At 46.7% G+C, this 12,555-nt stretch carries 8 protein-coding genes; all 8 read right to left on the reverse strand.

Translation table 11 applies throughout. The features are described 5' to 3' along the window. Positions 1 to 47: 47 nt before the first annotated feature. The 8 genes from K6T99_09630 to K6T99_09665 all read right to left on the reverse strand — a co-directional run bounded on the left by K6T99_09630 (position 48) and on the right by K6T99_09665 (position 12,530). Positions 48 to 1,985 carry a methyltransferase domain-containing protein gene (locus tag K6T99_09630; GenBank protein MCL6520082.1) on the reverse strand — a complete coding sequence of 646 codons (1,938 nt, stop codon included), beginning with the start codon at positions 1,983 to 1,985 and terminating at the stop codon, positions 48 to 50. 144 nt (positions 1,986 to 2,129) lie between these two features. Beyond that, a complete protein-coding gene (locus K6T99_09635) occupies positions 2,130 to 3,335 on the reverse strand; it encodes a DegT/DnrJ/EryC1/StrS family aminotransferase (GenBank protein MCL6520083.1) in 1,206 nt (401 codons plus the stop codon). 11 nt (positions 3,336 to 3,346) lie between these two features. Next, positions 3,347 to 4,570 (reverse strand): nucleotide sugar dehydrogenase, encoded by a 1,224-nt coding sequence (locus tag K6T99_09640; GenBank protein MCL6520084.1) that lies wholly within the window; start codon positions 4,568 to 4,570, stop codon positions 3,347 to 3,349. Then, positions 4,571 to 6,010, reverse strand: a complete 1,440-nt coding sequence (locus K6T99_09645; protein ID MCL6520085.1) for a hypothetical protein — start codon at positions 6,008 to 6,010, stop codon at positions 4,571 to 4,573. Between the two features lie 14 nt (positions 6,011 to 6,024). Next, the gene (locus tag K6T99_09650) at positions 6,025 to 7,626 is read right to left on the reverse strand and encodes a polysaccharide biosynthesis/export family protein (protein MCL6520086.1); all 1,602 of its coding nucleotides are present in this window, start codon (positions 7,624 to 7,626) and stop codon (positions 6,025 to 6,027) included. Between the two features lie 145 nt (positions 7,627 to 7,771). Beyond that, entirely contained in the window at positions 7,772 to 9,505 is a 1,734-nt protein-coding gene (locus K6T99_09655) for a phosphodiester glycosidase family protein (GenBank protein ID MCL6520087.1), read from the reverse strand. A gap of 79 nt (positions 9,506 to 9,584) precedes the next feature. After that, positions 9,585 to 10,706 (reverse strand): hypothetical protein, encoded by a 1,122-nt coding sequence (locus tag K6T99_09660; GenBank protein MCL6520088.1) that lies wholly within the window; start codon positions 10,704 to 10,706, stop codon positions 9,585 to 9,587. A 3-nt stretch (positions 10,707 to 10,709) separates the two neighbouring features. Next, on the reverse strand, positions 10,710 to 12,530 hold the full coding sequence (locus tag K6T99_09665) for a glutamate mutase L (protein ID MCL6520089.1): 1,821 nt from the start codon (positions 12,528 to 12,530) through the stop codon (positions 10,710 to 10,712). Positions 12,531 to 12,555 lie beyond the last annotated feature (25 nt).

The raw sequence follows: 12,555 nt of genomic DNA on the forward strand, positions 1-12,555 counted from the left end.
TTATTAAGGAGATAAAACTTGCAGATAACAATTTTTCAGAAACTGATTTAAAATTTGCTTTTTATATAGATACTTTTATTTTTAATTTTAAAGGAATAAAAAACATTTTTATATAACAAATAAATCATTTGTCTCGCAAATAAACCTGGAAAAAATCGAGCTAAAAGACCATTTTGTGGAACAGCGGCTCTTGCAAACCGAACTTTCCAACCAAACCTCTGGCATACATCCATGAAATCCTTGTGGGTCCATAACCTCACATGTTCCTTCATATGGTATAACACGTCAGTAATAGGCACCCTGCCAAAAAGCAACCGGAGCCTGTGCTGCCAATAGCCACAATTTGGAATTGAGACAACTATTTTATTGGATATGGTAAACATCTTTGCGATAGCATCTTCAGCATCAGGGATGTGTTCGATGACCTGAAGCATGGTTACTACGTCAAAATGCATATTGCAAAAAAGCTCATTTTCGTTAAAGAAAGGTATTTCCCTTGGGAAGTCAGCTGGTCTGCAAACATCGCAACCTGCTATATTCTTATAACCTTTGCTTTTAAGATAGCTCAGAAACTCTCCACTGCCGCATCCATAATCCAAAATATTATCCGCAGGCCGAATAATATTTGCCGCAATTTCAAACCTTGGATAGAAAGCCCTCGAACTTCCATCCTCGATACGGCGGTTCCAATAATCATTATAGGTTGGAATAGGGTCGATAGGAGCCTTTCGGCTGATGTATCTGGCGCATTGAATTACTGCCTTTAATGGCCTAAGAAACCTTCTAACTATAGGCCGTACAAGCCTACGTGCGCCTGGAATGGGATCTTTCCAACTGAAAACAGCCTCATTAAAGTAGAAATAAGGCTTAAGCCTTTCCCAAAGCGAAACCTTCCATTCAGGATTATTTCGCCTCCATCTCCAATCCTCCCAGTCGCCGAGGATGTCAATCCAATACCTACCGCCATCACGCTGCCTAGCAGTAAACAAATGCTGACCTGTGCTGAGAAGATATTGCTGAAGTGGAAGGTTTACGCCTTTTAATGCCGCCATGCCAATCCAAAAATCTAGACGCGGATTAAGTTCGATAAATTGCCATTTCCCTTCATTCTTATTCCAAATAAACTCAATGCCACCAGGCCCAACGTACTCAATAGCTTTTAAGAACCGCTCAGTTAAACTATATATCTCAGGGATGTAATCAGACTCACCAACTGTGCATGTACCGAAATCAGCAGGCCACTGACGAACCTTGCGTCCAATAAAAACTGCCGGGATAGAATGGTCTTCTGCCGCTACGAATTTTATCGTTGGGAGCTCGCGATTGGATACAAATAGATATTCCTGCACAAAATAGGCTATTTCTGCTTCCTCCACCATTGCCGCCTTTTCAAGCAATTCCTGGCGGTTGTTAACTTTTGCTGCTTTCGAGCCAAATAGATGTTGAAACTTTCCTGTATTGATGAGCTTTCTGCCTCTAAACGTGAACCTAGCCACCAAAGGTTTAATTATTGCCGGGAAGGTGTCCCACTCTAATAGCTGATTCCTTGATGGGTTTGTTAACGTTAGCGGAAGTGGCACTCCCGCCTGTTCAGCAAACTTGAGCATATGTTCTTTATTAAAGAATCGATCAAGCTTATCAAGAGGCAGGTAAGGATATAGACATACTGGCGAAAGTTCAGCCTGATAAAGACTTACAATATATGCAAAAACATCCTCTGCCATAAAGAGCACCGGTTTTGATTCTTGGTTTTTCCCATATTCAACGAGCCATTGGACAAAAGCCTCATGGTCCTTAAGTGGATCGGGAACAATGTGTCGTTCTACAACATAGCGTGAATAGAAACTGTCACACTTAGCCGGGTTAGCAGCAACTACGGGAATGCCAGCAAGTCCAAGAGATTGAATATGCCCATAACCGGCGACTGTGCCAGCAGGAAAAACAATAGCCTTTGATTCCCTAGAAAACTTCGGCAGGTTATTCATTTAATCCCCCAGTAAAATTTCTTTCTCCGTTGGAAAATCCATGTTAAAAGCAAGCCTTATAAAATTTCATTTTTCTATGTCTCTCAATGTTAAAAACAATTGCGGGAAAGGCGTGCGGCAATTTTGCTAAGAGTTGGCTATTCATCAGGCTTGAAATGCCCGACGGACAGCCAGAATTACGGTATTAACATCCTCTTCAGTCAATTTGGCTGAAAGCGGAAATGAAATCGTCCGGCGTGAAACTTCCAAAGCATTTGGAAAGTCCTCCGGCCGATAACCGAATGTCTCGGCGTAATATGGGTGCAAATGCAAGGATACAAAGTGGATTCCCGTGCCAATATTCATTTTGTGCAACCGTTGTTGAAATTCATCTCTTGAGATATCAATCTCATCGATGCGCAGTAGTGGCGTGTAAAGATGTCTTGCATGAACAGTATCTCTTTCTTCAGGTGGTGGAAGATCCATCGGCAAACTTGAGAACTCTCTGTTGTAAGTTTCCCATATTTCTTTTCGTCGGCGATGGTATTCAGCTATTTTTCTTAATTGATGGAATCCTATTGCAGCTTGAATATCCATCATATTGTACTTATAACCCGGGGCAACCACCTGATAATGCTTGAACCCGTCGTCAGAATAGCGCTTCCATGCGTCCTTGCTCAGCCCATGCAAGCTGTAGATGCGAATGGCATCTGCCCATTCGTCGTTATTGGTAGTTACCATCCCGCCTTCGCCGGTGACAATGTTCTTCGTCACGTAGAAGCTGAAACAAGTTAGATCTCCTATATTGCCAATCTTCTGTCCATGATACCACGCTTCAATTGCATGCGCTGCATCCTCGATAACAATAAGGCCATGCTTTTTTGCAATCTTCATAATCTTATCCATATCGCACGGCCGGCCTGCAAAATGCACGGGAATAATAGCTTTTGTGCGTTCAGTGATTGCACTCTCAATCAAAGCAGGATTTATGTTCATCGAAGGCAGTTCGATATCCACGAAAACAGGCTTTGCGCCTACATGAATTATTGAATTAGCGGTCGCGGCGAAGGTCATTGGTGTAGTGATGACTTCGTCACCAGGACCAACGCCACTAACTAGAAGAGAAAGATGAAGCCCCGCGGTGCACGAGTTTAACGCAATGGCATGTTTACAACCGATGTAGTCACGAAAGTCAGATTGAAACTTTGCAACCTTTGGTCCAGTTCCTAGCCAGCCACTTTTTAGACTGGCTACAACTTCTTCAATCTCGTCCTCTTCTATCCTCGGGCTACCAAAAATAAGGTAGTCAGGCCGCACTGGCTCCTCGGTTAATATTTCTTTTTCCTCAAATCCGGCAATTTTGTTTTTCATGGTTTAGTAATTTAGCTAACCCTAATAGTTCGGCCTTTTACCCAAATACCTCTTGTATCCATCAACCTTCCATTGCCAAACTTTTCGCGCAAGCGGTCTATATCCAAGCTTTTGAACTCATCATGATCTACTAGTAGGAGCAAACAATCGGCGCTATCTAGTGCCTCGTTGAGAGACACAAGTACCAAGCCATTGAGATTTTCCACATATGGGTCAACTACATACAGCTCATATCCCTTTTCCTTAAGGCTGTATATAATGCGCAGTGCAGGGCTTTCACGAGTATCGCCTACATTGGCTTTATATGCTGCTCCTAAACAAGCAATCTTTGCGCCAGGTGGAACCACTGACTCAACCCACGATATTATTCGCTCTGGCATTGAGTCATTAAGTTGCCTCGCTGCTTTTATAAGAGCGGTAGCTTCGGGCACGCTTTCCACAAGAAACCACGGGTCAACCGCTATACAATGACCGCCAACACCAGGACCGGGGTTTAGTATGTTTACACGCGGATGTTTGTTTGCAAGATCAATTACTTCCCAAACATTGGCTCCTAATTGCTGGGAAATCAACGAAATTTCATTAGCAAAAGCTACGTTCACATCTCTAAATGCGTTCTCGACAAGCTTTACGATTTCGGCGGTGATTAAGTTGGTAATATACATATCTGCACGGACAAACCTGCGATAAAATCTTGCTGCACGGACTGCTGATTCAGTATTTAAACCACCAATCACACGATCGTTGTTCATTAGCTCAATTATTATTTTCCCTGGGAGTACCCGTTCTGGGCAATAAGCCACATAAAAATCCTTTCCGGCGCTCAAACCCGATTCTTCTAGAATTGGAATAACAACATTACTCGTAGTGCCAGGCGGCACAGTCGACTCCACGATAACTAACGCGCCATTTTGAAGGTTTTCGGATATCATTTGGGCAGCATGAGTAACGCAGTTTAAGTCGGCGGTCTTATCTTCTTTTATTGGCGTGGGAACTGCAATCAAGAAAACATCAGCCGGACATGGAGAACTGCTGACCGTCAACGAACCATCAGCAATTACGCGAGCAACTGATGCCTGAAGCTCTGGCTCGGCAATATGTGCGCGCCCGGCAGAAAGGCAATCGATTACATTGGGATCTATGTCCACTCCTCTGACTTTGTAACCACTTGAAGCTGCTAACGTGGCCGTAGGAAGCCCTATATACCCAAGTCCCAGCACACAAATCTGCTCCATTCAGACCTCCTTCTTACGAGGTTGCTTTTGTGGAATCCCTTTAGCTTTTCTAATTTCGCCTGACGTACCTGCAAAGCCTTCTTGAACGATAGCTATGAACACGCCACCAAAAAGTCCCAACACCAGGCTCGCGAGAAAGAACAGCTTCACCGAAGGCTTCGCAGGGCCAGTCGGAACAACCGGCTTGTCCACAACAATAAATGTCTCTGCATTCCGCTCCTCATTTACACGAGCTTTAGCATACTCGGCCAAGAGCGTCATGTAAACCGTTTCTGCAGCCTTAAGATCTCGTAGTAACCTTCCATATTCCACTTCTAACGGAGGCAGATTGGATAATTGCCGTTCAATCTTTGCCATTGCCGAATTAAGCGCGGATTTTCTAGATTCTAAACCTTCGCCGTTAATTTCCAATAAAACTAATTGCTTGACTAGTTCCTGATGTGCTGGGCTTGTGCTTCCAGCCTTCCCAGCTATGATATGCGAAACTTCTTCTTGTATCCTATCGTAAGTCTTTTTGATTTCCTGGTCCAAAGCAACTACATCCGGGTGGTTTTCGGTGAAATCCTCCAGCAACGTTGCGCGCCTGACCTCCAACTTGGCAAGGTTGGCTTTAAGTTCTGAAATGACGGGATTATCCATGACAGCCTCGGGTGAAAGCTCAGAAGGTGCGCCGGCTGTCCATGTGGCTCGTGCGCGGGCGATTTGCCCTTGTGCTTCCTGAAGAGCAATCTCAGCCTGTATCTGCTGTGATGCTAGTTCGAGCGCTTGGTTGGCGTACAGCGAAGCTTTGTCTGGCGGTATTAGCGTCGGATTTGCTTTTTGGAACTTCTCAAGCCGCTCTTCGGCTTTAGCTAGCTCGTTCTTCGAGCGCTGCAGCTGACTCTCAATGAACATTCGGTTGGTTCGCCCTAGTAACCGCGAGTTCATTTGGTCAAACAGCTGAAGCTCGCTAAGATAACAATTTGCGATATCAGCTGCAAGGCGCGCGGCAGCCTCGCCAACTTCGCTTTTGCTTATATGGCCTTTAAGCCAGGAAGTAGGCACATCGCATGTGATGTTCAATCCGCCTTCTTTTGGCGTTTCGATGTAAAGATTATCTTGCAAATCTTTATAGGTCAATCCGTACCGATTCAAATTAAGACGTTTGCAGATGTTCTCATTCACGGTGCGGCTACGAAGAACGGTAATGCAAACGTTTCGCCCAGCAAGCGAAGGAGACTCACCAAGTAACGGTATACCGCCAACAAGAGAAGCAAGTTGTGAACTTAACGCGTTAGTGCGAGGTTCGGGGAAAAGAAGCGTTGCCTTGCCCTGATATGTGCGGGGCACGATTGCGAACACTATGCCTGAAATAATCATCACAGCAACAAGTATCCCAAGCACGGTCCGCTTGCGCCGCTTTAACACATATAAGTAGTCAGCAAGGTTTATCTCGTCCATTGGCCTTCCAACGCCTAGAGACGGCGGAATAATGTAATTAGGCTTAAGCTAGAAAATACCATTTGCATCGCATCACGCCAGCCTCCTATAAACTTAGAAGGCACGTAAATAATATCGCCAGGTTCAAGCACGGGATTACTCTTAACTGATCCCTTAATAATTGCTTGCTTGGCGTTGACCTTCATGATTATAGGTTTTTCAAAGCCGCCGCGGACAATGCTAACTTCTGTTAGCTTGGCTATATCTGTAGTGCCACCAGCATCTCCCAGATAGTCAACCAATCTTCGGTTGGGGCTATATATATATGACCCCGGTTGCTTGACCTCACCGAACACGTGAATTTTGTCGGCAAGTGCAGGAAGTACTAGCGAATCTCCATTTTGCAGTACAACATCTTCCGTGTCGTCATTTTGCAAAAGAAGGCGTTCGAGATCAACAGGAATATTCTTCAAGACGCCGTTCTCAAAGCGCTCGATTCGTGCTCGTTTGAGATCAGCTTGTGGAGTGACCCCTCCGGTTGCCGTAATAACATTTTTAACAGTCTGACCTTGCTTAAGGAAGTAAATTCCACTTTTGTTTTCGATATCAGTCGTCGTTGAACCAGGGGCGCGCTGGTATACTCCATCGCCTTTGAATTCTCCAATCAACCGTACTATAGGTTGGAATGCAGAAATCGAGGGGACCACCAAAACATCTCCTGGCTTAAGTGCAATATCATCCGTCTTTGAGAGCAGATTTACATTTATCGCAAACTTTCGTCCATCTTCGCCAATTCGTTCGATGAAAGCCTTGTCCTGAGCAGCAGCAGGGGTAGTTCCAAGCGCCAAGCTTATGAGGTCGGAAACGCAAAACTTGTCTTTATTCCCATCAAGTGGAACCATTTCGTATCTGCCCGGACGCGTGACTTCGCCTGTTACCTCGAGATAGTCGGTCACAGCAGGAACATGCAAGGTGTCGCCAGGTTCAAGACATACGTCATTTTGCGCATTACCTGTTACAATTATTTTGTAGAGGTCAACAATTTTTCTTGTGCCATTTCTGATGACCTCGATTCGCCGAGTCGAACCTGTTGGCTTAATTTGCGCCTGAAGAGCAGCAAGGCTTGCAGTACATACTGCCGGCAGTATTCGTGGGCCAGCATTCTCAACCTCGCCGCTTATCCATACATTGATTGTGCGGACATCCGAAACCGTGACCGAAACTTCAAAATTTCTGATATACGTACTCAATCGCTGGCGTAAAGTGTCTTCAAGTTCAGAAACCGTTTTTCCAGCTGCTTGTATTTTGCCAGCCAAAGGAAGATAGATATCTCCTCCAGGTGTAACCGTCACCTCATCAGGAGATTCGCCTGCCTTAGCATCCGGACGCGCTTTGTAGCCGAGTGTCGCCTTACCCTGGACATTAATACTAAGCGTGTCCCCTGGCCCTATGCGGTATTCCGGTCCAGAGAAAGCGGCAGGTATCCATTCGTTAAGATTTCCCAGTACGCATTTGACTCGGTCGCCTGGGGGAGATTCTGGAGTACTCTGTGGGGGAGGGTTTATCAGTAACAAATCCTCGGACGCGGCGAATGATGAAACGCCGAGGAGTAACAAGAGGCAAATTTTAGAAAGCAATCCTGTGATTTGTCCGCGCATAATAAACCGGGAATTCAGCGTTTTGGCAACTGTCGCATCCTTTTGACAAGCCTCTTAAGCCACCCAGGTTAACGCAAAAAGTATAACACGACGCTTCTTAGGGTGTCAACTAGACTACTGCCTACTACTGTCTTTTTATTGTAAACGGAGTTAGTCCCTCTACGCTCGCGGTAACTTCGCCGGAAGCGCCTTGTTCCCAAGTGATTGAAAAAGAGGCCTTGCCATCGGCATTTGTATTTTTCCACGGCTGGTCAGAGGCGCCACCGGTAACTTTGACTGAAACCATGCAATCCTGCATCGGTTTTCCAGCGGCATCGATGACTAAAACATTAAGGATACTCTTATTAGCATCACCCGAAGGATCTGGAATTAGTTCTGCAACGAGTTTGCCCGTCTCCTTTGAAATTACCTCAATAGGTAGAGACGCGGTTTTGCCATCTAACTTTACAACAATCTCAGTCTCACCAACTCTTCCGGCATGGAGGACTCCTCCCTGGTCCACGAAGTTTGTAACGCCGTTCATGCTCCAGATTGCCTTTTCCGCTAACTTTGGGTCAATAGGCTGGCCAGATGAATCTACAAGGCTTAGGCGGACAGTTGATCCAGCTACTATGGGAACTGATGGGGCTGAGATAGTAAATTCGGGAACGTCGAAATCCTCAGCCTCTTCGGCAAAGACAGCGAGCGCATTGGGAAGCGGACGAAGCCAGCCATCCGAGGGGCTATTGAGCGTGCCAAACCACGTAGAAAGGGTTGTTGAACCGCCGCCATCGAGATTCATTGCATCAACGCATCCTATGGAAAGCATTAGTTCCGCAAGGTCCTTCAAAGGCATGCCGGTGCTTACCTCTTGCCTGCCATCAACTGTAACTAGCACAAGTTTTCCATCTGCTGTTACGCCGAGTGCCGAGCGAGGGTGCGTAACGGTAACAAATTTGGAATCCAGCGTTAGGTTTTCCTTTTCAGCTTCTAAGCTTATTTTGCCATTACGAACAAGCCTGGGAGTACCACCAGTGGCCTCTATGACCTTTTCCCAACCGGTTGTCGTTTCACCTTTGACATTGAACTGCAAAGTCAACTCTACACCTTCTTTTAAATTCTCTTTAATAAAGTCCGAACCCGTGCCTCTACCAGAAAGCACGATGCCGTTTTCAGGTATAGGAGTATCACCAGCGTCGGGGCGGACGTTGGTGACAGTACCCTTTAAAGGAACACCAAGCCTAATGGGGAGGTCGGGTGAAATTACCACTGCCTCTGAGCCATTTGACTCCGTGCATGTGCTCTTGAAAAACTTCGGCGTATAGACAACCATCTCGTGGTCGCCCCGGGGCCGATTTATGCCCCTTATCGGAAACCACTTGCCATCGGGGAGAGTGATTCGAGCATCAAATTCGAGGCGGTCGAATAGGTACTGACCATCGGATGTAATGCCAAACATTGTTCGATTTGGATATGGTTCGCTGATGAGCTCTCCTCCGCTAATGTGAAGACCGAGTGGGTCGCCGGTCCAATTGCAAAAATCGGTATTTAGAACAGCAATTGCACGAAGGCGCTTAGCCATGGAGCCGATTGTCTCACGGCCATTTGTCTTGTCGAGACCCCAAACACAATCACCACCAAGTACCATTTTAATTTTAACTCCAGGGGCTTTAGGGTCAACTTTTACAATATTTATGATTCTTGGAATAGTTTTATCATTGGGGCCAGAACATTCTTTTACAATCTGAGTTAGCACCACACCCGGCGCTAACTCTTTTGTCCATTCTCCTGCATACAAGCTGCACGCAGTAAGCACCAAAAGGGCAAGCGCCAATAAAGAATGTGGAAGCCTAAACAAAACACGTCTTTTTGAAAACATAGCAGGACTCCTTATCTAAGAACTTAATTTAAGAAGCCAGTTGTCTTCTATGAGTCACAACCTTAAAAAAGTCGAAAAACTATTCTTGGATTATCTCAACATTCGCGCGTGGAACCGTAACATCCTCGCCGTTCTCGAGCTTGGCTTTTAGGGTTCGAACCTTCGCCCCCGATTCAATTAATACTGGTTCAGGTGGCAATGCTACTACCTCGCCAAGCATGCCAAAATAAGGCTCGCGAATAATACGTATCCTTGTTCCCAATTCCAGAGTTTGCTCAGCCGAGGAATCTACGCTGGCAACAACAATGTTTTTAATAGGCACGATTATTTCGGGACGGATTACTCCAGCGCGTATTTGGGTTGCACCATTAATTGATGCCTGCCGCCCTTCGAGCGATTTAAGAAGCTCAAAAGTACGATGTGCCATTCGCATTACACCGAAGCCCTCGGTTGCAATTAGCGTTGTTGGGATTTCCTCATGTCCTGTGATGGCAACGCCTATGTCGTAACCAAGGTAATCAACAAGGTCTTTGTCGATAATTCCACCAACCACTATTCCTGCGACTCCAATTCCGGCGGCTTTTCTTATGGCCATACCAGTAATATTAGCGCCCGCGACTATTACCTTTCCGGCGAGATCATCAGTGATTGAATCCTCGTCTACAATTTCACCAGGTTGAGCTACTACTACCTTAATTTCTCCCAGACGCTCTCCGCCCACTCCGAAGATTCCCTGTATAAGCGCACCAGTGGTCTCGACTACGACGCCTTCCTCCGGCAAAACCTCAACGATATCGCCTTCTATATAAGCCTTGACCTCAACCAATGTTGGCTTGTATCGAATGCCTATATGCCCAGAGATTGGCGAGATCATCTCAACCGTGCCAGCAATTGGGGACTTGCACTCGTTTCTGAACAGGCCGAAGAAAGATCGGCTCTCAGCGAGGACCGTCCCGGGTTCGACTTCGTCGCCAATGGCAACCTTAAGTACGCGCTCAACCTCCGATGGCTCAATCCCTAGATACTCTGCCACGCGAACGGTCTGCATTACGCCGGGAAGTTCTGTTCGGGCGACAACTGTGTCAGGCAAGACGTGGTCGCCAACCTTTACGTTAACTTCTCCTTTTAGAGGCAGGCGCCTTGTTTTGCGTATTGTCGTTTTCGAACTAACTTTAAGTCCTGGTGTATATGCTGTTCCCATGCTTTACTCCGGTCTTAGCCCTAATGCCTCCATCCATTCTCGCAACTTGGCAATGCGTTTATCATCCTCCGAAGGAATAACCAGCGGACGGCCCCGTGCATCTATTATCAGACCGACCACTCCGCCCTCAACCTCGACAGTGTGCAAGCGACCTCGCCCTGAGCCAACATCAAAACCTCTGGCAGGAGTAATCACAACTTCTGCTTTTTCACCAACGCCTAATGGAATCACCTTGATGCTTCCGAATGGAATGGCATAGGTCTTTGCTTCACACTCTTGTGATTTTCGGTATCTGACTGCTATGGTGCATGCCGTCTGCCCCTCCTTGCCGATACCTACGGGAACGATTGAGGTTCCTAATTTGATGAGGCAATCACGCTCAAAAACTTGAGACGCCGCCTGGGGCATGATAGTCGAGAGTATTCCGAGCTGGGGCATCATAAATATCGAATCCACTGCCAACATTGTTACCCCCTCAGGTTGATAGGCATCAAGCATCATAAGAGCAGCCTCTGCCCTCCTCGGAGCGTGGCTTAGGATTCCACCACTGCCGACAATCATATCGAGGTCCATCAAATGAACAAGTGTTTTGCCCGTACCTTCTTGGCTAATAGCATCGGCGATTGTTCGGACTTGCTGGACGCCCTTGAGCTCACGGGCAAGCGATTTATGATGTTCAAATGCAAGCCTGAGGGCCTCGCGTGCGACTGCCTGCTCAATATAAAGATCGCGAAGAGTCTGGGGAATCGTTGTTGGTCGAATCATCTTGTTACGAAGTTGATTCCTTACATACCCCTCATCGGCAAGGAATGGAATCCAGCGACGGATATTTTCTATCCCGGCTTCGGCGAGGACGTTGCAAATGGAGTAGCTCATGCCAAGGTTTGCGCTAACAGTGCGAGTAAATACACCAGAAAAAACGGAAAACACATCAGTTGTCGCACCACCGATATCAACTGCTAGTACATTGATTTTCTCCTGCTCGGCAATAGTTTGTATTATTTTGCCGACAGCATTCGGGGTGGACATGATTCCAGAGCTTGTCCAAGTCATCAGCTTGCTGTAGCCAGGAGCTTGTTGCATAACGTGCTGGAGGAATAGCTCATGAATTGCCTCGCGTGCTGGTTGAAGGTTCTCGCGGTCGAGAGTTGGACGCAGATTAGGCACGACACGGAGGTCAACGCGGTCGCCAAGTATCTGCTTGACTGCTTCCACAGCATCCTTATTCCCCGCATAGATTACTGGAAGTTTAACGCCAATCCCAAGTCTTGGCTTTGGGTCGGCGGAAATAAGCATTTCAGCTATGTCAACCAGGTGTTTGACCGTCCCACCATCAGTGCCGCCAGACATTAGTATCATATCGGGCCTGAGCTGACGAATGCGTTCGACCTTTTGATACTCCTTGCGCCCGTCGTCAATGGCTATAGTATCCATGATAATCGCCCCTGCTCCGAGCGCTGCCCTTTGAGCACTTTCGGCGCTCATCATTTTCACAACGCCCGCAACGGTCATTTGGAGGCCGCCGCCTGCGCTGGATGTAGACAGATACATGTCTACGCCTACATCATTTTTTGTGGGTACTTGAATTTTAATTCCTTCTCCAGGATTCGACCCCTCGAAAAGTATTTTTCGGCCAGAAAGTTCTTCGACCTCGCGAACAGCATTCACTACCCCGACTGTTACATCGTCAAACGGAGCTTCAACAGTCGTGGGAGCTTCGCCGCGAACCACAAGTCGGTATTCATCGCCTTGTTTTTCAATGAGAATTGCTTTTGTAGTAGTACTCCCGCAATCGGTTGCCAAGATTGTTTTGACTTCTGCCATCTATGGTCTCCGTACCCGAAGGTAG

The organism is Armatimonadota bacterium, assembly GCA_023511795.1.
GTDB lineage: Bacteria > Armatimonadota > UBA5829 > DTJY01 > DTJY01 > JAIMAU01.